16 protein-coding genes are annotated in these 21,327 nt (G+C 56.3%); 5 read left to right on the top strand and 11 right to left on the bottom strand.

Translation table 11 applies throughout. The features are described 5' to 3' along the window. Positions 1–24: 24 nt before the first annotated feature. From ACMHYW_RS04835 to ACMHYW_RS04815, 5 genes are all read right to left on the bottom strand, one after another. A complete protein-coding gene (locus tag ACMHYW_RS04835; protein WP_414501122.1) occupies positions 25–603 on the bottom strand; it encodes a UbiX family flavin prenyltransferase in 579 nt (192 codons plus the stop codon). A gap of 52 nt (positions 604–655) precedes the next feature. Then, positions 656–4,162 carry an exodeoxyribonuclease V subunit gamma gene (gene recC, locus ACMHYW_RS04830; protein ID WP_414501121.1) on the bottom strand — a complete coding sequence of 1,169 codons (3,507 nt, stop codon included), beginning with the start codon at positions 4,160–4,162 and terminating at the stop codon, positions 656–658. A gap of 177 nt (positions 4,163–4,339) precedes the next feature. Then, entirely contained in the window at positions 4,340–5,140 is an 801-nt protein-coding gene (locus tag ACMHYW_RS04825; protein ID WP_414501120.1) for an SDR family NAD(P)-dependent oxidoreductase, read from the bottom strand. Positions 5,141–5,938: 798 nt separating this feature from the next. After that, positions 5,939–7,267: an MFS transporter gene (locus ACMHYW_RS04820; protein WP_414501119.1), complete on the bottom strand. Its 1,329-nt coding sequence runs from the start codon at positions 7,265–7,267 to the stop codon at positions 5,939–5,941. A 409-nt stretch (positions 7,268–7,676) separates the two neighbouring features. Further along, positions 7,677–8,996 (bottom strand): MFS transporter, encoded by a 1,320-nt coding sequence (locus tag ACMHYW_RS04815; protein ID WP_414501118.1) that lies wholly within the window; start codon positions 8,994–8,996, stop codon positions 7,677–7,679. A gap of 292 nt (positions 8,997–9,288) precedes the next feature. Between ACMHYW_RS04815 and ACMHYW_RS04810 the strand changes: the two genes are divergently transcribed. Beyond that, positions 9,289–10,155 (top strand): aldo/keto reductase, encoded by an 867-nt coding sequence (locus ACMHYW_RS04810; protein WP_414501117.1) that lies wholly within the window; start codon positions 9,289–9,291, stop codon positions 10,153–10,155. Positions 10,156–10,252: 97 nt separating this feature from the next. Here ACMHYW_RS04810 and ACMHYW_RS04805 read toward each other — a convergent pair whose 3' ends face one another. Both ACMHYW_RS04805 and ACMHYW_RS04800 read right to left on the bottom strand, forming a co-directional pair. After that, positions 10,253–10,684 (bottom strand): OsmC family protein, encoded by a 432-nt coding sequence (locus ACMHYW_RS04805; protein WP_027706095.1) that lies wholly within the window; start codon positions 10,682–10,684, stop codon positions 10,253–10,255. A gap of 163 nt (positions 10,685–10,847) precedes the next feature. Continuing rightward, positions 10,848–11,336 (bottom strand): histidine phosphatase family protein, encoded by a 489-nt coding sequence (locus ACMHYW_RS04800; RefSeq protein ID WP_414501116.1) that lies wholly within the window; start codon positions 11,334–11,336, stop codon positions 10,848–10,850. A 272-nt stretch (positions 11,337–11,608) separates the two neighbouring features. On the opposite strand from ACMHYW_RS04800, the gene ACMHYW_RS04795 reads away from it, so the two are divergent. Both ACMHYW_RS04795 and ACMHYW_RS04790 read left to right on the top strand, forming a co-directional pair. Then, positions 11,609–11,965, top strand: coding sequence for a flagellar transcriptional regulator FlhD (locus ACMHYW_RS04795; RefSeq protein ID WP_414501115.1), 357 nt, complete (start codon positions 11,609–11,611; stop codon positions 11,963–11,965). Next, positions 11,962–12,486 (top strand): FlhC family transcriptional regulator, encoded by a 525-nt coding sequence (locus tag ACMHYW_RS04790; protein WP_414501114.1) that lies wholly within the window; start codon positions 11,962–11,964, stop codon positions 12,484–12,486. The genes ACMHYW_RS04795 and ACMHYW_RS04790 overlap by 4 nt, the downstream gene beginning before the upstream one ends. Before the next feature lie 666 nt (positions 12,487–13,152). On the opposite strand, the gene ACMHYW_RS04785 is transcribed toward ACMHYW_RS04790, so the two are convergent. Further along, a complete protein-coding gene (locus ACMHYW_RS04785; protein WP_027706092.1) occupies positions 13,153–13,527 on the bottom strand; it encodes a histone-like nucleoid-structuring protein, MvaT/MvaU family in 375 nt (124 codons plus the stop codon). 520 nt (positions 13,528–14,047) lie between these two features. Here ACMHYW_RS04785 and dinB point away from each other — a divergent pair. Continuing rightward, the gene (gene dinB / locus ACMHYW_RS04780) at positions 14,048–15,106 is read left to right on the top strand and encodes a DNA polymerase IV (RefSeq protein WP_414501113.1); all 1,059 of its coding nucleotides are present in this window, start codon (positions 14,048–14,050) and stop codon (positions 15,104–15,106) included. Between the two features lie 628 nt (positions 15,107–15,734). Here dinB and purU read toward each other — a convergent pair. Then, entirely contained in the window at positions 15,735–16,580 is an 846-nt protein-coding gene (gene purU, locus ACMHYW_RS04775) for a formyltetrahydrofolate deformylase (RefSeq protein WP_414501112.1), read from the bottom strand. Between the two features lie 203 nt (positions 16,581–16,783). On the opposite strand from purU, the gene ACMHYW_RS04770 reads away from it, so the two are divergent. After that, entirely contained in the window at positions 16,784–18,427 is a 1,644-nt protein-coding gene (locus ACMHYW_RS04770; RefSeq protein WP_414501111.1) for a ribonuclease J, read from the top strand. A gap of 154 nt (positions 18,428–18,581) precedes the next feature. Here ACMHYW_RS04770 and ggt read toward each other — a convergent pair whose 3' ends face one another. Both ggt and upp read right to left on the bottom strand, forming a co-directional pair. Continuing rightward, positions 18,582–20,351 carry a gamma-glutamyltransferase gene (gene ggt, locus ACMHYW_RS04765; RefSeq protein ID WP_414501110.1) on the bottom strand — a complete coding sequence of 590 codons (1,770 nt, stop codon included), beginning with the start codon at positions 20,349–20,351 and terminating at the stop codon, positions 18,582–18,584. Positions 20,352–20,674: 323 nt separating this feature from the next. Beyond that, complete coding sequence (gene upp, locus ACMHYW_RS04760; protein WP_027706087.1) at positions 20,675–21,304, bottom strand: uracil phosphoribosyltransferase; 630 nt, start codon at positions 21,302–21,304, stop codon at positions 20,675–20,677. Positions 21,305–21,327 lie beyond the last annotated feature (23 nt).

Below are 21,327 nucleotides of genomic sequence, written 5' to 3'. Positions count from 1 at the left end.
AGTAGATAAAGGAGCAGCACGGCCTCAGCCGCGCGGATTCCAGCGATGAACGCCGGGCACATCCAGATCGAATAGGTCGAGCATACGCCCGACGGTATGATCGATCATGTCATCCAGCGTTTCGGGACGTGCATAGAAGCTGGGCACCGGTGGCGCAATGATCGCCCCCAGTTCAGACAGCTGGGTCATATGGCGCAGATGACCGGTATGCAGTGGCGTTTCACGCACCATCAGTACCAGGCGGCGGCGCTCCTTCAGCACCACATCCGCGGCGCGGGTCAACAGCGTGGACGTCGTCCCTGCGGCGATATCGGACATCGAACGCATTGAGCAAGGTGCCACCACCATGCCCATAGTGCGGAATGAACCGCTGGCGATCGAGGCCCCGATCGAGCGTTCGTGATGCACGACGTCAGCCAGCGCTTCGACCTCAGCCACACTCAGATCAGTTTCCAGCGCCAGGGTCTGTTTGGCCGCCGACGACATAACCAAGTGAGATTCGATGGGCAGTGCCTGCAGGCGCTCCAGCAGACGCACGCCGTAGCAGATGCCGGAGGCACCCGAAATACCGACGATCAAGCGCAAGGGGGAAGTGGCGGTCATCAACAGCAGTTCCTTTGTTCTTTCAGGGATAGCGAATTAAGGGCGTGGCCGCTTACAGATGCTGCTCGGCATCGGCCAGACGCGCGACCAGCGGGCCGTACAGGCGACGGCTCAGCGGTGCAAATCCATCGACCAGCAGATCATCAAAGGTCGGCCACAGCTCGCCCAGCACCGGATGCTGATCGCGCAGCGGCGCACGGCGTTGATCGCCCAAGAAAGTCTCTTCTTCATAGCGATCGCGGCACGGCTGCCAGAGTGGGTCATCCGCCGCCAGCGTATCCTGCTCGGGCGCGCTGCCATCGAGGTAGGTAAACGCCAACGAGCGATCCACCGGCAGTGGCCGCTGCCAGCCCTCTTCCATCACGGCAAGCCACTCGATCAATTGCTGTTCGGCAGCCAACGGGGTAATGGCAGGCAAGCGCAGCACACGGTCTTCGAACACCCAGCCGGGGCGCACTGACCGCCCTGTCGCTAGGCTGGCCAGCAGCGCTTTCACTTCGTTCTCGAACAGGCGATGCGGTTTCTGCAGTACGGGCAGCCCTTGGCGTGAGAATACGTCGCCATAGTGGGCTGGCGCGATCTGCCAGCAGTGCAGCTGCCCGTCTTCATCTTGCTGAAGTCCTTCCAACACCGCCTCAAGCCAGCGTGTCTGCCCAAGAGCGTCCTGCCACGACCAGCGCAGCAGCTGACGCTCCAGCGTCACCAACCCCTGCTGTACCTGCTGCCAGCGGTCGAGCTGTACGGCCAGTCGCGGCAGCATGCCGCGCACCAGCGCATCGCCGAACCCCAGCAGTGGCAGTTGCCCTGCCCGCTGCATTCTGGCGACGGCCGTCTCAAGTGGCTCTCCCGCTCGCGCCCCTTCCAACAAGCGCCGCTTGAAGTCGAAAACCTGAAGATTGTCCAGTGTGAAGGGCTCGGCGTCTTCCTCATCCACCTCTGGCTCGCGGTAGTGAACGCTCAGCCGTGCCGCCAGACACAGCGTGGAGGGTGAACGCAGTAAGCGCAGCAGTCCGTCCTGTGACAGTTGGCTATCGGCCAGCGGTGCAGGTGGCAACGTATGCGCTTCCTTCGGCGGCAACGGCTGACGTGCCACGTTCAGTGCCGCGGCCCAGTGCTCGTCATAGGTGTACAGCTGTGGTTCGCGGCCTTCCAGATAGCGGTGCGAGAACGGCTGAAGTGGGTGCTGCTGAGTCAGCCAGTCAAGCACATGCTCGCCCGTATCCGGTTCATAGGGATGCTCAGCATCACCGGGCAAACGCCAGCCCTGCGCGATCGCATCGCGCAACTCGCTGATCAGGATCGACGGCGAACGCGGGCTTCCCCCGCGCTGGTCCTGTCCGACCCACGAACAGGTCAGGCGTGTACGCGTTGCCAGCAACGCCTCCAGCATCAGGTAGCGATCATCATCGCGCCGCGAGCGATCCCCCGGTTGCGGGTAGACCGCCATCAGGTCGAAGTCCTGCGCTGGGCGCGTACGCGGATAGTCGCCGTCATTCATGCCCAGCAGCCAGGTGTAGCGGAACGGAATGGCACGCATCGGCATCAGCGTAGCGAAGTTGATGCTACCGCCCAGAAAGCGTGGTGCTAGACCGTCGTCGTCAATGATATCGCTCAGCGCGGCACGCACGATGCACAGCGCTATCGGTTCACCGAAACTCGCGCTGTCGCACTGATCCAACCAATCGTACACGGCACGCGTCAGGCGCTGACGGATATCGAATTCTTCTGCCGTGCGCGGTGCAAACACGGCATCGTAAAGGTGTGCCAGCCGCTCTGCCCACTGGGTTGGCGGGCATGGTTCGGCCATCTGCTCGGCAAAGCGGTCAAGGGTATCGGTCACATCAATCAGACGCCCGACCAACTCGGCATCCAGCCCTTGAATCTCATCGTATGGCTCAATGTCGGCAAAGGCCTCGCCTGCGGCCTGGCTTTCACCGCCCACGGCGTAACCCAGCAACATTCGCTCTAGCCCAAAACGCCAGGTGTTGTTGGCGAGCGCAGGAAGTCCCAACAGCTCGCGATGGGCCTCATTCAACCCCCAACGCACACCACTGCCCGTCACCCAGCGCGCGATACGCGGCAGCGCACTGGCGTCGATACCAAAGCGATGACGGAAGGCCGGAATGTCCAGCCAGTCCAGCAGCTCACTGACCGTCAGCCGCCGTTCGGGCAGATCAAGCAACTGCAGGGCACACACCAGCAGAGGGTGAGACCGCGAGGCTCTGCGGTCGGCAATGCTATAAGGCATCCAGCGAGCATCGGAACGGTCGTACTGACCGAACACCGCGTCGATCAGCGGCGCATAGCGGTCGATCTCCGGCACCATCACCACGATATCACGCGGTTTCAGCGTCAAATCTTGCTCGAACGCCGCCAGCAGTTGGTCACGCAGGATCTCGACTTCACGCAGCGGTGAATGCGCCGACACGAACTGCACCGAGGTGTCATCCAGTGCCAACAAACGCGGGCCATGGCCGGTGTCCAACCGCTCACGCGGATGCGCCATATCCAAAATATCCTGCTGAAGCTGCTGCAACAGTGACGCATCGGGCCCGGAAGCCCAGTCTAGGAAGATATCGTGATCGAGATCGAAACCCTGCTCGGTTTCGAACTCATAGAGTGCCGCAATGAAATCGCGTCCCTGTGCGCCCCACCCCGCCAATAGCGGATTGGCACGCAGGTGCAGCTCATCGGGCGCAAGCGATTCCAGCTCAGGATGCGGCTGATGGCGCGCACGTGCCAGCGCCCGGGTCTCGCGCCGCAGTGCCTCGCGCTCGCCTACAATATCGCCCCAGTAGAACCGACACGGGTTGGTTACCAACAGGTAGATGTCGGTCACCGAAGCGATGGCCTGCAACGCCTCCAGAATCTGCCACGGCAGGCTGGAAATACCGAAGATGAAGATGCGACGAGGAATGCCGGCCGGCCGCTCGGTCAGCTCAGCCGCCCGCTCGCGGAAGCGGCGGTGCGCCCACGCACGGTGAAAGGTACGTTCTTCCGGGGTAACGTCATTGAGCAGCATGCGCCACAGCACCGGCTGCCAGCGCTGGTCGTCATCCAGTCGAATAGCCGTTTGCTCGGTACGATCGGATGCCCACGCTGCCATCCAGTCGGGGCGGTACAGCAAATACTGGTCGTACAGATCGGCGAGACGCTCGGCCAGCTGGTGAAGACGCTGATGCGAAGTCGTGTCGCTGACATGCTCATGGCGACGCAGATAGGTCGCCAACGGCGCAAATACGGGCTCATCGACCAGCTGCGGTAGCAGGCGCATCAAGCGCCACACCAGCGCCTTACGATCGAACGGTGAGCGTTTGGGAATTGCATCCCCCAGCACGGCGCGATAGGCCTGCCAGATGAATTCCGACGGCAGCGGAAAAGCCAGCGATGCCGCAACCCCTTCCCGCTCGGCGATGCAGATGCGCAGCCACTGCGCCATCCCCTTGGACTGCACCAGAAAGACATCGTCTTCCAGCGGTGAAAGCGGCTCGCGTTCGACCAGCGACAGCGCCAGATCGCGCAAATCCTCGATATGGTTGGCATGAATAACCGAAAACATAGGCACCTGCTGCCGAAGGGAAGGAAACCGAAGATGGCATAGCGGTCACACCCACATTGTCATCGCAATCCGGTAACAACACATTAGCCACGTTCCCATAGCTTAACATCGCCACGAAAAAACCGAGCGCGATAATGCCACTCGGTTTGAGGGAACAACGATCAGGCTCAGAAAGGGCTATTCATCAACCGCGTGGTCTTTGCGCTCGTCGTAGCGCACTACGTTCTGGCTGTAGCCACCGTCGATGTAAAGCGTCGTGGCGGTGATATAGCGCGCATGTTCGGAACAGAGAAAAACGATCGGATCCGCAATGTCATCGGTAACGCCGACGAAGCCGGCAGGAATCCATGCGTGGTACTTATCACGCCCGGTCTTTTCGATATCGTCACGGTTGATATCGGTTTCGATCGCCCCCGGGCTAACCCCGACCACGCGAATGCCATATTCGCCCCACTCGACCCCAGCGGCGCGCGTCAGCATTTTCAGCCCCGCTTTGGCAACGCTGTAGTGAGATACCCCCTTGCGCATCACTTCATCGTGGATCGACTGCATATTGATGATCACCCCGCCGCCACTCTTCTTCATCCGCAGCGCGGCCTGCTGTGCACACTGGAATGGTGCGGTCAGGTTGACCTGCAGCAACCCCTGCCAAGCTTCCAGCGGTAGCTCTTCCAGCGCATAGGTATTCTCGTAGCCAGCATTGTTGACCAGAATATCGATCTGCGGAAACAGCGTGTCGAACTGCTCGAACACTTGGGTAATGCTGGCGGGATCGGAAAAGTCACCGACAATTTCGCGCACTGTGACGCCATACTGCTCGGACAGCTCGGCCGCCATCGCTTCGGCTCCTTCGTGGGGCGTACGACAATGCATGGCGACATTGGCCCCTGCGGCGGCCAGTGCATGAACCACCTGCGCCCCGATGCCACGATTTCCACCCGTTACTAGCGCGTTCTTACCTTTCAGCGTCACGTCCATGACAGCTCCTGTCCTAATTGTCCTAAGGGATGGCGAATAAGAACAGGCCGAGCACTCCCGCTCGACCACAGCGTATCTTTTCTTAGGACAGTATAAGAACAAAAGGGCATCTTGCTTCAAGCCGAGTTGTCTCACCGCCCGCAATGCCGCCCAAAGGCGTCATGCCCTTAAGCAAGTGTTCAATAATCTCACTCAACGGTGTGATGGAAAGGCCGCTGGCGTGAAGGAAGACCGCAGAATAAGAGAGAGCCTAACGGCGCTTACATGCCTGTCTGCACAGCACCGACGATGGGTATTCTTTAAAAAGAGGAGAAACGCGACCGAGAAGTAACGGGGCTCATTGACGATGCAAAACACGATGGGGAAACGGCAATCACTACAGCATGCCGATAGCTCACGATGCGGCTAACAGAACAGCGTGCCATACCGATCAGTGCGGCCAGCATGCCGCCGATGATCAGATGGGAGAGGTCATGTTAGGAGCATGTTTCATAACCCCAATACCTATGTCGTTGAAGGGACTTCAAACCACACATTGCGGTAGAAACCGTCTATTGTCGAAAGGGCAAAAGTAATCACTCAGGTTATGAAACAGTCTCTAAATACGGCGCTCCGATCGTAGAACAGCATAAGCGGCTCAGCGCTCTCGGAAACAGAAAATGACCGTGCAGCACACACGGTACATACCACGGCACACACATACATATAGACACATAAAAAACGCGCTTATCCAAAGGATAAGCGCGCTCATACTACGGCAATAACGCAAGAGGGGGTGGCCCTATATAGCGCCATGCCTCAGATGTAGCGACGAACGCCCTGTCGAGTCAGTACGGCACCAATCACGATACCCATAAGGCTCAGTGCACAGATGTACACTACCGGTGCCCACGTCATTTTGGTGATGGCCATGGTCAACAGAATCGGGGTGGCGCCGCCGAATACCGCATAGGCCACGTTATAGGAGAACGATACGCCGCTGAAACGAATTTCAGCCGGGAAGATGCGCACGATCAACGCAGGAATAACGCCGATTATTCCAACGAAGAAACCGGTCAAGGCATAGGTCACGAACAGCAGGGTGTCACTGTAGCCCGACATGGCCGTAGCATAGAACGCGGTAAAGGTGACGGCCACCCCCACGCTGAACGTGGCCAGCGCTCGTCCTTCGCCCACACGGTCAGCCATAAAGCCCGACATCAAGCACCCGATACAGGTCATGATAATGGCCACCATGTTAGCCAAGTGCATGGTGCCATCGCTCAATGTATGCGTGAGGCGCGGCAGCATGTTCGGCAACATCAACAAAATAACAACCACGACCCCGGTCAGCATCCACGTAACCAACATCGACAACCCGACCGCCTTGCCGTGCTTGGCCAGCACTTCTTTCAACGGCAGACGCTTGTCTGCTCCCTTGCGTGCCTGAATACGTGCGAATACCGGCGTTTCCTGAAGATAGCGACGCAACCACAACGTGACCAACCCCAATACACCGCCCAACAGGAAAGGATAGCGCCAGATCCCCAAGGTTATCTGGTCCGCATGCGAGTAGATCGCATCGCAGATCACCACTACGATCGAGCCCATCAGGATGCCGAACACCAACCCACACGACAGTGCACCGCAAGCCAACGCTACATGACGCTTCGGCGCATGTTCGGCCACGAATACCCACGCTCCGGGTGCTTCGCCACCGATGGCCGCCCCTTGGCACACTCGAAAGATCAGCAACAATACCGGTGCGGCATAACCAATCGTGGCATAGGTCGGCAACAGCCCAATAAGGAGTGTCGGCAACGCCATCAGCAGAATGCTGAACATGAACATTTTCTTGCGGCCGATCATGTCACCGAAGTGTGCCATCACGATGCCACCCAGCGGGCGCGCCAGATACCCCATGGCGAAGATACCAAAGGTCTGCAGCATACTCAGCCAGCCCGGCATGTTAGCCGGGAAGAACAGCGTCTGTACCGCCGATGCAAAAAAGACATAAATGACGAAGTCGTAAAACTCAAGCGCACCGCCCAGTGCAGACAGCCCCAGAATCTTGGCGTCCTCGGCACTGAGTCGGCGTGTTTCATCAGGCGTTTTTGCCTCAGCCTCTATTGTTGTCGCAGTTGTCATGGACGCACCCATCTATAAGAATTATTGCCGAAACATGAACAAAGCAGGCATTTAATGCCACTCATGTTCTACATCGCACTATTCAACAAAAGTATCACGATACAAGATAGCAGGTCATTGCGTTTTTACATCAATTTGAAGCATAAAAACGCGACTCATTGGCATATTATGTCAATAAAGTTGAAATCAGTGGAATATACCGTTCTCATCGACTGAAATTGCTAACCACACCTAACCCCAGCCACTGATCGAGTAAAGGCTCTATGACTCACTGCCAACGTGCGGTCGCTCTTCCACAGCGCAATGACACCCTTCCTCTTCGTCTCGCCAACGAAAACGCCCGCCTCACAAGAGACGGGCGTTTCATCTGTTCAGGTTGGCATGCGACCACCATTACCGCGTTAGATAATTACAGATAGCGCGGCATGCGGCCTCCCATCAACGTGACGCCTAACACACTCCCTACCGCAGCAAGCAGCAACACGTACACCATAATGGCCCAAGGGCTGTAGTGAATGCCCGTTGTCAGCAGCAGCGGCGTAATCCCACCCGACAAGGCATAGGCAGAGTTGGTTGAAAAGGAAACACCCGAAAAGCGCACTTCGGCAGGAAACATCTTTGCCGCCATTGCTGAAACGATCCCCGTCAGCGCCAGCAAAAAGCCGCTCGCGCCATACAGTACCCAGAATAGCCACTGGGTTTCCAAAAGCCCCCCTTTTATCGTCAACACCTGCAGCAGTGCGAAGCACCCGCCACCCAAGGCGCAGAACGCGACCCATGTCTTCGGCTCGGTAAAGCGATCCGACAAACAGCCTCCGATCAGGCAGCCCAGTGCGGTCATGACCACGACCATGATGCTGACTTTCAGCATGCCGATTTCGGAAACGCCAGCAATGCGCGGCAACAGCACCGGCGTCAACAACACGACCGAGATGAACAGGCAGGACTGTACGAACGCTGCCAGCATCAGTGTCAACGCGGTACGGCGGTGATCTTTCAGCACAATGCCGATAGGCAGCGCACTGCTCTGAGCACGGCGAGCCCGCATCTGCTCGAATACAGGCGTTTCATGCAGCTGACGACGCACCCAGAGCGCGACGAAGCCCAATACCCCGCCCAGCAGGAACGGCAGACGCCATGCAAAGCTCAACTGAGAGGCTTCCGAAAAGAAGTGGCGACAGGCATAAGACACCGAAACGCCCAACAGCAGCCCAACCATGAAGCCACAGGCCAAGGCGCCACCCGCCAGGCCGATATGCTGGCGCGGCACGTGCTCCGCCACGAAGGTAGTGGCACCCGGCCCTTCACCGGCAAAGGCCACCCCTTGGCATACCCGCAACAGCAATAACAGCAACGGTGCTGCGATTCCCCACGACGCATAGGTCGGCAACATGCCGATCAGCAGTGTAGGAACGGCCATCAACAGAATGCTGACCATGAACAGCGCTTTGCGACCAATCAAGTCGCCGAAATGCGCCATGATGCCCCCACCCAGCGGCCGGATCAGATAGCCAATTGCAAAGATGCCAAAGGTCTGCAGTGTGCGCAGCCACACCGGCATGTCTTCAGGAAAGAACAGCTGCTCCACAATGCTGGACAGATAGACGAAGACAATGAAGTCGTAAAACTCCAGCGCACCGCCCAGCGCTGCTAGGCCCAGTACGCGCACGTCCTGCTTGCCGAGCGTCTTGAACGTTGTCGAAGGAATGGCTGCGTCCGCCGTGGTCATTGTGTTCTCCCCTGTCCACCGCCTTCATCAGGCGCCAGGTATCGCTGTGGGTAATTGATAGGCAGGTCCTTTCTCAAGGACACCCTTTTACACTACCACGAACACAAAGCATTTTGTTGTCGTTATACTTTAATGGCAAGCATAATATGCCAATAATTTCCTATAAAAATTGAAATAATACCGAATGAATCTCATTGACAGCAATATAAACCCACGCCAATGACAACTTGAGCTCGCTCGGCTCATGTCCGATGATAAAGACAGTCTATAGCGACATCGCAAGGAGAGGCGCATGGCATCCATTACCCTTCAATGGCCCGACGGCACGATATTACCCGCCATCGGACAAGGCACATGGAAGATGGGCGAAGACCCCTCACAGCGAAAGGCCGAGATCGCGGCACTGCAGCATGGACTGGACCGCGGGCTGACACTGATTGATACGGCAGAAATGTACGGTGAAGGCGGTGCGGAAGAAGTGGTAGGCGCCGCCTTGAAGGGCCGCCGAGACGAGGCTTTTATCGTCAGCAAGGTCTACCCACACAACGCATCGCGCAAGGAGATGATCAAGGCCTGCGATCGCAGCCTGCGTCGCCTGAATATCGACGCAATCGACTGCTATCTGCTTCACTGGGGCTCCAACACGCCAACCGATGAGATCATTGAAGGATTCATGCACCTTCAACAAGCGGGCAAAATTAAGGGATACGGCGTCTCCAATCTAGACGATCTGGAGATGGAAGCGTGGTGGCAACATGACAATGGCGCACTGTGCCAGACTGATCAGGTGCTCTACCACCTCGGGTCTCGCGGTGTCGAATACCGCCTACTGCCGCTGCTGCGAGAACGCCGCCTGCCCATGATGGCATACTGCCCGCTGGCACAGGGTGGCCGACTGCGTCAGCATCTGATGAGCTCATCAGCCGTCGTAGACGTCGCCCAACGCCACGGCGTGACACCTCAGCAGATCCTGCTGGCATGGGTAATCCGCGAACAGCACGACCAGCGCAGCGTCATTGCGATCCCCAAAGCCGTTCACCCAGATCATATTGATGACAATGTAGCCGCATTGGATATCACCCTGACGCCCGAAGACATCGTCCTGCTAGATCACGCATGGCCTGCCCCTACTCGCCGCCAGCCTCTTGATGTCGAATAGCGCCCCGCGTGCGCTCCAGTAAACCAACCTTCCAGATAGACGAAGCCCCCTCACCAGTATATGGCGAGAGGGCTTACAGATACGGCCACGCAGTGGATCAGTTGACCAAGCGCGCCGACATAGTGATCGTCGTGTCGAACAGCTGCGATACCGGACAGCCTTCTTTGGCTTGAGTGGCAATGCGCTCGAAGGTAGCGGCATCGGTGCCCGGAATGCGTGCTTCAACGTCCAGATGCACCGCAGTAATAGCGAAACCATCCCCTTTTTTGTCGAGCGAGACGGTAGCCTTGGTGTCGATGCTGTCGGGCGTCAGGCCTTCATTGCCCAGCATCAGCGACAACGCCATCGAGAAGCACCCCGCATGGGCAGCACCCAACAGCTCTTCAGGGTTGGTCCCCGGCTTGCCTTCGAAGCGCGTATTGAACCCATACGGCTGATCCTTCAGCGCACCACTTTCAGTGGACACTGCACCTTTACCTTCCTTGATGTTACCCGCCCAGTGTGCAGAACCGACTTTCTTGATCGTCATGGAACACCTCCTTGCGTACCTTGAGAATAAGCGCCTTCATACGCTCTGACAGCATTCAGCCTGTAAGTTCACGCTCGACATTCAGCGTAGAACATTTCCGATCCCACAGGCTAGACATCGGTACCCGATGAATACAGTAGGGCTCATAGGCACCGACAAAACCTCACGCCCAGTCTTCGGGCTGCAGGGGAATCATTTCCCATGTATCACCAGCAGGCAGCAGCTTGACCGGTGACGCATTGGGGAGGCGTTTGCCTTCAAGATGCCCTTGCGTTGCCATCCTCACCACGCGAAACACGCCCGCATGCGCAAAGATGATGACAGGACGCCCTTGTGCCAGCCGTTGCGCCTCATTAATGGCGTTGATGACACGCGTCTGAAAATCTTCCCATGATTCGACACCATCGACCGCTTCAACGTACGGCATCTGGTCCGGAATAGCGTTGCCTTGCAAGGGACCCCAGTCGCGCTCGCACAACCCCGCCAGCGTCACCGGCTCATGATCCGGCATCGCAATGCGTGCCGTCTTGATCGCCCTATCCAGCGTACTGGAAACCACGAAGGGATCAGCGATATCCGTGAGCACCTGACGCGCATTCAAGGCCTGCGCTTCCCCTTTCGGAGTCAGCGGTACGTTGCGGCTTCCTGCCACGCGTTTTTCAAAATTGTAAAACGTTTCACCGTGGCGGACGAATATAAAAGGGAGGGGGGACAAACTCGGTAATGATGACATCACAAGCAGGGTATTCCTTAACCATCAACGCACTATCTGGAAAGCCGCTCTCAACGAGGCAGCTCGCCCCTAGGTTCATAGACTCAACGCTAGCATATCACCCTTGGAGGCATGAACAGAAAGACCGACTGTCAGCATGCCATTTTTATGGCATGCCACCATCTCGCACCATAAGAAAGGAGCCACATGCCATGCCCATGTCGGTACAGCACGAGATTATTTCATTTAATTTTCATTACCTTTCCATGCTGCAGCACCAGCTGCTTACCGATCCACTGAAGGCACGCTATGTCTTCAATGTCAGTGAAGAGATCGCTGATCTATTGGTCTCGCTTGATAGCCATCAGCTGGTCAATCTCAGCAATACACACCGCATGCTGTGCGATTTCACCATGACCAACGCCGATCAACTCCGGCAACGGCTGCAGGCCCCTGCTCACTTGGTGGATGCGCACCGTGCTCACGCCGCCATTCTGAAAGCCTCTCAACGCCACCATGAACACGGCAAGAATGCGACACTTGATGCACTGTGGGGAGACGCGACATGAGCCTGCTACACCGTTGTCACCAGACACAGGTGGCCCTACAGTTCGTCGAGCTGAATACCCCGGTCAGCATCATTGCGCTGGAAACGGGGTTGAGCGCCACCATGCTGCGCCGCATGTACATTGAGCATACGGGCCAACGCCCGCCCAGAGGCGTACTGCCCTTCTCAGCCGACTGGTTCCTGCAATGGCGTCCCAACATTCACGCCTCGCTGTTCGCCAACCTCTATGTCGACCTGATGAGGACCAGACTGACCGCACCCGAGCGTTTGACTGCCGCCTATCGCCACTATCTGTCAGAGCTGGCCTGCTTCGACGACAGCGAGACGCTATTAAGCATGGCGCGCGCATGGACACTGCTGCGTTTCTGCCGCAGCCAGATACTGCAACTCACACCCTGCCACCGCTGCCAGGCCCGTTATATCAGCGCCGCCTATCAACCCAGCAACAACTTTACCTGTGGTATCTGCCATACGCCCTCACATGCAGGCTATCGACACCGTTCAAAACAACTGCGCACATAATCCACGCTAATAACGGCGCCCTTCCCTTTTAAGTGGGCATCCCCAAGGGGCACCGTCTCATGGCGCACTATTGCACACCCCATCATCATCTTTAAGAGAAAGGCCTGTGGAGATACCTATGGATGGAACGCTATTAAGCAACGGTGAATGGTACATGGAAAAGGAATGTGCAAGAATTTAAGCATTAATTGAAAGCGCAGGAAAATGCATGCCACAACGATAACTAGGCAAGCAATAAGCGCTAAAGGCCAGAAGCGACATATGGACGGGCTGATTTATCTTGAGATATGTCAAGAAACGTGGCGAGGCACTGCGAATTTAGATCTCCTATGCACATATCACCATAACCTTAGCCTTCTCTTATGTTAATGGCACATGCGTTGCCTCAATTGCACCACTACACAACACACCCTGTAGATCTGTCATACGCAAAGCATAGACGTAAGTCCGTGGGTATCGTTAATGATCGATACAGATTAAATAGCGCTTATCATCCCTCTGATGCATAAATAGCATAACGCTATGTTATCGTGTCAGGTAAAACGTAATAGCAGCGCGTTGAATAGAACGCCCCACCGATGAAACGAGGCGTAGTGATATTGCATAAAAAAAGAGACCCTGCAATGCAGGGTCTCTTTTTGAGCGGGAATTACCTTAAACAGGTAATCAGCTCTGCAGCCAGCTTTCGACAACGTCGCTGCCGTACTGCTCTTTCCATTCTTTCAGCTGCTTGTGGTTGCCACCGCGAGTTTCGATGACTTCACCATTGTGCGGGTTGCTGTAGACTTTCAGTTTACGTTTGCGACGAGTGCCTGCCGCTTTGCCGCCTTTGGTTGCTTCGCGGTTAGCAACTTCACCACGCGGATCCAGCGTAGCGATAACGTCGCGAGCGCTTTTACCGTAGTCTTTCATCAGTGCTTCAAGACGGTTTTTGAACTCGATCTCGTTTTTAAGACGTTCGTCCTGTTCGAGTTTCTGCAGTTCAGTTTTGAGTTGTTCGATCTGTTGCTGTTTAAGCGTGTAATCAGTAAGCAGGGACATAGCGTTACTCCAGAAAAAGGGGACCATTCACTTATCAGAATCTTGTCGAACGATAGGGCAGAGAAGCAAAGTAGCCTTCATATCAATGTACGTAATGACACCAACATGCGGTACGTATATCTGCAACTTCGTTCAGGGCGAGGAGAAGTATACAGCATAATTTCTGACTTCGCCTAGTGTACTTCCCAAATTTATGACAGGAATCTCCTGCATGCAATCAAGAATAGCTTCTCTTAATGCATTTTTCAAAATCCTGACAAAATCCCGGTTGTACTTTTTTGAAATTCCATCCTCACTTTTTGAGCATCAGTCCAACATTGATCTATTTTCATCAAGGAACGCATAACCACTTACTTTCCCTGATTCGATATCCAGCCACAACGGCAATCACAGAAACTTACTACTCGATACCTTATTATAACTTTTTTCCCCTACGCCCTCGTCAAAGCGTCTTGCCATGATACCGCTATTACCGGATACTGGTTATATATACACTACCTTTTAAAAAACCGTGGTCATCATGAGAAAAATACTGCATGTCGACTGTGACTGTTTTTATGCTGCCGTGGAAATGCGCGACAACCCTTCATTGGCCAACGTGCCCATTGCCGTCGGCGGCCAGGCCGACCAGCGCGGCGTTATCGCCACCAGCAATTATGTCGCCCGTCGCTACGGTGTCCGCTCTGCCATGCCGACCGCTCACGCCCTGCGCCTATGCCCTCAGCTCAAGGTCATCCGCCCAGACTTTCCCCGCTACCGTGCCGTGTCACGCGAGATCCAGGCCATCTTCCACGAGCTCACCGATATCGTCGAACCGCTGTCGCTCGATGAAGCCTATCTGGACATCAGCGACGTCGAGCGCTTCAAGGGAAGCGGCACCTGGATGGCGCAATGGCTGAAACACACGATCAAAGCCCGCACCGGTATTACGGTATCGGTGGGAGTTGCTCCCAACCGCTTTCTCGCCAAGATCGCCAGCGATTGGCGAAAGCCCGACGGCCTGTTCGTGCTTACCCCCAGCGAATGCGATGACTTCATCGCAGCACTTGACGTTCGGTATCTGCCGGGCGTAGGCCCCAGCACTCGCGGTCGCCTTGAAGACATGGGCATTACCACCTGCTTGCAGTTGCGCGAGGTGTCGCTGTCCACATTGCTGGATCGATTTGGGCGCTTCGGTCAGCGCCTCTACGAACTTGCCCGGGGAATAGATGAGCGCCCAGTGGAAAGCGTACACGTCCGCAAATCTATCAGCGTCGAAACTACCTATCCTCAGGATATCGTCGGGCAAGATGACTGCTGGCAAGCACTTCAGACATTGATCATACGCCTGCAAGAGCGCGTCGCTCATCACGGCTCTCCTCGTCTGCGCAAGCTCTTCGTTAAGATTCGCTTTGACGACTTCACCCACACAACCATGGAAACGCTGGATCACCAGATGACCGATAGCCGCTTTCGCGAACTGTTCGAGCAGGCCTGGCAACGCCGCAGCCGCCCGGTGAGACTGTTAGGCGTGGGAGTACGCTTAGCGGAACAGGAAGATCCCCATCAGCTATCGCTGTTCCCTACGGGCAGCACATAGGAGACGGCCAGGCACTAGTCGTCATTTCATAAACGCTTTTATTATTTACCTATATATAAATAAAGATTGCTGCATTACTGAGAAAACTAAGGTCAACTGGCTCAACAAAAGACGTCGGCCATTTTCAGTCCTTTTACCTTCTTTATATAGGAATAGAGACAGGCATGGCCCATTAGCTCAATCGCCAATCCATGTACCGTCTTTCTTTCGCTCACGAAGCGGCCACATAACCACTGGCGTTGCTGCACGCATGACATATCACGCTCCGCACCATAACGAAGCAAGTAATGACCCTCAATCATCAGCTATAGCCTGTCCACTGCCCACCAGATCCTCCATCGACAGAGAGTTTCTCAGTTGAACATGTTGTACGAACGAGATTCGGACCGACAAAAGAAGAATAGCTTTAGGCCGTCGACCATTAGGCGATATGCACGGGTAGATATTATGGGAGAGGAATAAAAGAAGGTTGGGTCAGTGATACGCGTCATTTTTCGAGCTTCGAGCCACGTCGGCGCGGCCGTGTCAGCATCAAGCAAAGACAGAAAAGGCGCCACTGCAAAACATTCCACAGTGGCGCCTTTTCTTCTTTTACCTTGCGTGACTCGCAACAGCAAACGTAAGGGTATTAGCTAAATACAACCGTACGATTACCGTTTAACAGTACGCGGTCTTCGAGGTGCCAATGCAGACCGCGCGTCAGCACACGGCGTTCGACATCGCGCCCCAAACGGACGAGGTCATCCGGCAGGCAGGTATGCGTTACACGCTGAATGTCCTGTTCGATGATTGGGCCCGCATCCAGCACTTCCGTAACGTAATGACAGGTAGCCCCGATCAGTTTGACACCACGATCGTAGGCTTGGTGATAGGGACGCGCACCCACGAAGGACGGCAAGAAGCTATGATGAATATTGATGACTCGGCCACGATAGCGTTCACACAGCACAGGCGGCAGGATCTGCATGTAGCGTGCTAGCACCAGTGTATCGCAGTTGTAGCTGTCGACCAGTTCAGCGACTTCGTCGAAAGCAGGCTGCTTGTTGTCTTTGTCCACTGCCACGTGATGGAAGGGAATATCATGCCATTCCGTCATTCCGCGCAGGTCGTCATGGTTGGAAATAACAGCCACGATATCGCCCGGCAGTTCACCTGTCGCATTCTGATACAGCAGGTCGACCAAGCAGTGTGCCATCTTGGAAACCATCACGACAACGCGCGGGCGTTCAGCCACGTCATGCAAACGCCACTTCATACCGAACTCTTCGGCAATGGGGGCAAAGCCCTGACGAATACGCTCAGCATCGCACTCGAATGCAATTTCGTAGCGCATGAAGAAACGGTTTTCGATGACATCAGAGTGCTGGGCCGCTTCGAGAATAGAGCCGCCGTGCTCGGCAATGAAACCAGAAACGCGCGCAACGATACCCACACGGTCAGGACAGGAAACGATCAAGCGATAGGTATGAGACATGATGAACAAGGCCTGCGAAATAAACGGGATCAACGATCCATGACATTGATGTTGCGCAAGGAGCAATGCTTCAATAAGCCGTTGCTTCTGGCGACCTTACGTAAAGTGTAACGAATATCTCCGCACTTGCGTACGGGCAATCAATGCTGCCGGAACCTGCCGAGTCAGGTATATTGGAACACCCTTTGCCGATAGACAGCACAATGAACCGACCTCAGGTACAGATACGTCCACGTCAACGCCCACCGCTCGATATCCTCTTTCTGGGAGGCTGCGGCGAAATAGGCATGAACCTGACGCTCTACGGCCATGCGTCGTCCTGGGTGGCTATCGACTGCGGTATGGCACTGCGACAGGACCTACCGGGCACCCCTGTTCAGATGCCGGATATCGCGCCTCTTGTCAAGGAAGGCATCACGCCTGACGCGCTCGTCATCACGCACGGCCACGAAGATCATATCGGTGCCATTACATGGCTCTGGCCGCACTGGGGATGCGCGATATGGGCCACGCCATTAGTCGCCGCCATGCTGCGCTATCGCTTCTCGGAGCGCGGTCTTTCGACGCATGCCATCAAGACATTCCAGCCTGGCGAAGCCTTCGAAGCAGGTGAATTCACCCTGCGCTCGCTGCCGGTCACCCACTCCATTCCCGAAAGCTGTGCGCTGCTGCTAACCACGCCGGCGCACCGCGTACTGCACACCGGCGACTGGAAGATCGACCCTGCGCCGCTGCTCGGGCCGGCCAGCAGCGAGGAAGCCTTCCGCGCTTTGGCCCCCATATCACTGGTCGTAGGCGACTCCACCAACGCGATGGAACCGGGGCATTCCATTAGCGAGGCCGTCGTTGCTGAGACGCTAAAGGACACCATCGCACAATGCAAAGGGCGGGTGGTCGTCAGCTGTTTTGCCAGTAATTTGGCCCGCATCCACGCAACGGCACAGGCCGCGCAGGCCTGCGGTCGCCGCATCGCTATCGCGGGCCGCGCCATGCAGCGCATGATTCAGATTGCTCGCGTACTGGGCTACCTCACCGACTTTCCGACGCCCGTTCCCATGAAAGACGTCGGCTACCTGCCCAAAGAAGAAGTCTTGGTACTGGCGACGGGCAGTCAGGGCGAACCGCAGGCCGCCGTGGCCCGCATGGCCCAACAGCGGCACCGTGACCTTGACCTTGAGCCGGGCGATGGCGTCATCTTCTCGTCCAAGATCATCCCTGGCAACGAAGAAGCGATCGGAGCCGTATGCAAGGCACTACGCCTACGCGACATCAATGTCCTTGATGAACAGCACATCCCCACCCTGCACGCCTCGGGCCATCCCGCACAGGATGAGTTACGCACGTTCTACACATGGGTCGAACCGCAGCATCTGCTGCCGGTGCACGGCACTCTGGAGCACCAGCAAGCTCACCTGACATTGGCCAACGCCATGGGGATCCAAGGCGAACATTGCCCCGTTGATGGCGAATGGCTGCAGTGGAACGGCCAGCACATCCAGCTGCACAAGACGCTGACGCTCACGCCGCGCTTGATGGAACAGCAACAGGCTCAGCGTCAGGGCGTACGTCGCCGTACCCGCCATGCTCTGACAGTGATCGTACCGCTGCGCAGCGATCTCAATGGCTGGCAACGCGTAGGGCGCACGGTCATTGATCCGCCACCGGGCATCGAACTGGATGAAGACGGCGTGCTGGACTGGCTGGACGATCGTCTTGCCGATGCTACCGAGCGCGACATCGACGACCTACGTCACCGCTTGCTGCATGCCTTGAAGCACTGGTTGTTCGATAACGGCGTGACGGTAGGCTTTGTGCATCTGGACCTGTTCGACGTCACCCACGCCTGACCGGCTCTTTTGAAGGACGAGCCGGTCCTTGTCTGCACTGCCAGCGCCCGTCAATTCACATGAAGCGCTGACGCTCCAAGTACGATCGCGATGCTCAAACGCCCTGCCTACCTGCAACGCCGCACGCCAAGGCAGAGCGTTCATCACGACCGCACTAGAAGCCTTTGGCAGCCCCCGCCGGGCGACGCGCATCATTGCTACCGTAGACATACCCGGCACGCACTTTACCCGACAGCACACCATCATTACCTGATGATTCAACCGACTGTTCGCTGATGTCAGGCAGCCCTTTCATGATCGCCGCCACGCCGCTCCAAGGTGTTTGTTCCTGAAGCGTATAGCCCTGCGCCTTCAACACGGCCTGCGTGTCTGCAGAAAGCCCTCTCGTTTCGTAGAAGATACGATCCGGCCACCACTGATGATGAATACGCGGTGCATCCACGGCTTCCTGAAGCGACATGTGATGGTCGATCACATTGGAGATAGTCTGCAATACGGTCGTGATAATGCGAGAACCACCGGGCGTCCCGACCACCATATAGACCTGCCCTTTATAGGTCACAATGGTGGGAGCCATCGACGACAGCGGACGCTTATTCGGCGCGATGGCATTGCGGTCCCCTTGCACCAGACCATACGAGTTCTGCTCACCGACTTTAACGGTAAAGTCATCCATCTCATCGTTCAGCAGAAAACCTGTTCCCGGCGCGATGACGCCCGAGCCGAAACGCCCGTTGATAGTAAATGTCGTGGATACGGCATTGCCTGCTTCATCCATGACGGAATAGTGCGTAGTTTCGGGACGCTCAGGCAAATCGGCTGGCGGACGGATATCAGCAGAGGGTGTGGCACGATCGGTGATGGATGCCCGCAGCGTGGCGGCATAGTGTTTATCGAGAAGATGGCTGATCGGATTATCAATGAAGTCGGGATCGCCCAGATAGGTGTTGCGGTCAGCGTAAGCACGGCGCAGCGCCTCAGTCATCACATGAAGCGTCGCCGCGCTGTTAAAACCGCTTTTGGTCAGGTCATAGCCTTCCATGATGTTCAAGGTCTCGCACAGCGTGACACCTCCCGAACTGGGCGGCGGAGCAGAAATCACTTTGTAGCCCCGGTAATCGCAGCTCAGCGGTGTCCGCATCTTCGCTTCATAGCGTGCAAAATCGCTTTCGGTCAGCAGCCCACCATGCTGGCGCGAAGCGGCGGCAATGGCGGCGGGAATGCGGCCCTGATAGAACGCCTCATCCCCTTTCGCCGCGATGGCCTGCAGGGTGTGCGCTAAATCGCGCTGAACGAAGCGATCCCCCGGCTGCCATGCAGAGCCATCCGGGCGCAGGAAAATACGCGCGGTTTCGGCATTCTTACGGAACAGATCAACCTTGGCATCCATGATATCAGTATCAGCACGCGTCAGAATGAACCCTTCACGCGCCAGCTTAATCGCAGGTGCCATCACCTGCTGGCGCGTCAACCGCCCAAACTGTCGGTGTACCAGCGTCAGTCCTTTGACCGTTCCCGGCACGCCTACGGCACGATAGCCGTACATGCTCTCCCCTTTGCGCACATTGCCTTCCGGCGTCAGGTACATATCTGCGGAAGCGGCCGCCGGAGCGGTTTCACGAAAGTCGACGAACAGATCACGCCCATCAGCAAGGTGGAGCGTCATGAAGCCACCGCCGCCGATGTTGCCGCAGCAAGGATTCACAACCGCTTCGGCATAGCCTACGGCAACGGCAGCATCAATCGCATTGCCGCCCTGTTTGAGGATATCCGCACCCACTTGAGCAGCCAGCGCCTGTGCACTGACCACCATGGCATGGCGTGCTTCTACTGCGGGCAATATCGCCGCCATTACTGAAGAACTGACTGCTGGTAAGGTGCCCAGCAAGAAAGAGGAAAACGCCAAGGTCTGCGCCAGTTTCATTGTCATCATGGCCTTTAAGGAATATCGAAGGGGTCTACCACCGTCTCAGCACAAATTCGAGTCGATCCGTATTTATACAGTGAACAATATGATAGGCACTGTACGCGAAACGGCGCACATCATCTGACAAATACCCTGCAATATTCAGACCATTACGTGCGATTTCGGTTAGCGCTGCATGGAGATGCTCACCCTTCGTTACCGAATGCTGCCATATGTCTATCGCAACTCTAACGCCATATCGACATCGCCAAAACGACGATACCCGCCATGACAGAGTGTCATGGCGGGTATCTGCGATAACATTGGGCTTTCGGTAAGGCTTAGCGCGTACCGAACAGCTTATCACCCGCATCGCCCAGACCCGGCACGATATAGCCGTGCTCGTTCAGGCCGTCATCGACGGAGGCCGCATAGATGTCTACATCCGGGTGCGCATCCTGAACGCGCTTGATCCCTTCTGGTGCAGCAACCAGAACGATGACCTTGATCTCGCGACATTTATGCTTCTTCAGCATGTCGATAGTCGCGATGACAGAACCACCGGTCGCCAACATCGGGTCGATGATCAGCGCAAGGCGCTCGTCCAGCTGACTTACGAATTTCTCGAAGTACGGTACCGGCTCAAGCGTTTCTTCATTGCGGTACAGGCCCACAACGCTGATACGTGCACTGGGGATCAGGTTGGTCACACCGTCCATCATGCCAATGCCGGCACGCAGGATCGGTACAATCGTGACTTTCTTGCCTTTGATCTTGTCGACGAGCAGCGGCTCACCCGACCAGCCCTCGATCGTCCGTTTCTCAAGCTCAAGACCCCGCGTTGCTTCATAGGTCAGCAGCTCGGCGACTTCACTCGCCAGTTCGCGGAAGAGCTTGGTGCTCAGATTGGCAGAGCGCATCAGGCCCACTTTGTGTTTTACCAGAGGGTGGTCGATCGCATAAACGGCCATAGGGTTCTCTCGACAGATAGTCT

Origin of the sequence: Zymobacter sp. IVIA_12111.31 C1, from assembly GCF_047495495.1 — a bacterium.
GTDB lineage: Bacteria > Pseudomonadota > Gammaproteobacteria > Pseudomonadales > Halomonadaceae > Zymobacter.
This window is presented reverse-complemented; position numbering and strand designations above follow the sequence as displayed.

What these genes read in the sequence shown, in the direction of transcription:
- ACMHYW_RS04835 (WP_414501122.1), bottom strand. Translation starts at nt 603, where the DNA reads ATGACCGCCACTTCCCCCTTGCGCTTGATCGTCGGTATTTCGGGTGCC.
- recC (WP_414501121.1), bottom strand. Translation starts at nt 4,162, where the DNA reads ATGTTTTCGGTTATTCATGCCAACCATATCGAGGATTTGCGCGATCTG.
- ACMHYW_RS04825 (WP_414501120.1), bottom strand. Translation starts at nt 5,140, where the DNA reads ATGGACGTGACGCTGAAAGGTAAGAACGCGCTAGTAACGGGTGGAAAT.
- ACMHYW_RS04820 (WP_414501119.1), bottom strand. Translation starts at nt 7,267, where the DNA reads ATGACAACTGCGACAACAATAGAGGCTGAGGCAAAAACGCCTGATGAA.
- ACMHYW_RS04815 (WP_414501118.1), bottom strand. Translation starts at nt 8,996, where the DNA reads ATGACCACGGCGGACGCAGCCATTCCTTCGACAACGTTCAAGACGCTC.
- ACMHYW_RS04810 (WP_414501117.1), top strand. Translation starts at nt 9,289, where the DNA reads ATGGCATCCATTACCCTTCAATGGCCCGACGGCACGATATTACCCGCC.
- ACMHYW_RS04805 (WP_027706095.1), bottom strand. Translation starts at nt 10,684, where the DNA reads ATGACGATCAAGAAAGTCGGTTCTGCACACTGGGCGGGTAACATCAAG.
- ACMHYW_RS04795 (WP_414501115.1), top strand. Translation starts at nt 11,609, where the DNA reads ATGCCCATGTCGGTACAGCACGAGATTATTTCATTTAATTTTCATTAC.
- ACMHYW_RS04790 (WP_414501114.1), top strand. Translation starts at nt 11,962, where the DNA reads ATGAGCCTGCTACACCGTTGTCACCAGACACAGGTGGCCCTACAGTTC.
- ACMHYW_RS04785 (WP_027706092.1), bottom strand. Translation starts at nt 13,527, where the DNA reads ATGTCCCTGCTTACTGATTACACGCTTAAACAGCAACAGATCGAACAA.
- dinB (WP_414501113.1), top strand. Translation starts at nt 14,048, where the DNA reads ATGAGAAAAATACTGCATGTCGACTGTGACTGTTTTTATGCTGCCGTG.
- purU (WP_414501112.1), bottom strand. Translation starts at nt 16,580, where the DNA reads ATGTCTCATACCTATCGCTTGATCGTTTCCTGTCCTGACCGTGTGGGT.
- ACMHYW_RS04770 (WP_414501111.1), top strand. Translation starts at nt 16,784, where the DNA reads ATGAACCGACCTCAGGTACAGATACGTCCACGTCAACGCCCACCGCTC.
- ggt (WP_414501110.1), bottom strand. Translation starts at nt 20,351, where the DNA reads ATGAAACTGGCGCAGACCTTGGCGTTTTCCTCTTTCTTGCTGGGCACC.
- upp (WP_027706087.1), bottom strand. Translation starts at nt 21,304, where the DNA reads ATGGCCGTTTATGCGATCGACCACCCTCTGGTAAAACACAAAGTGGGC.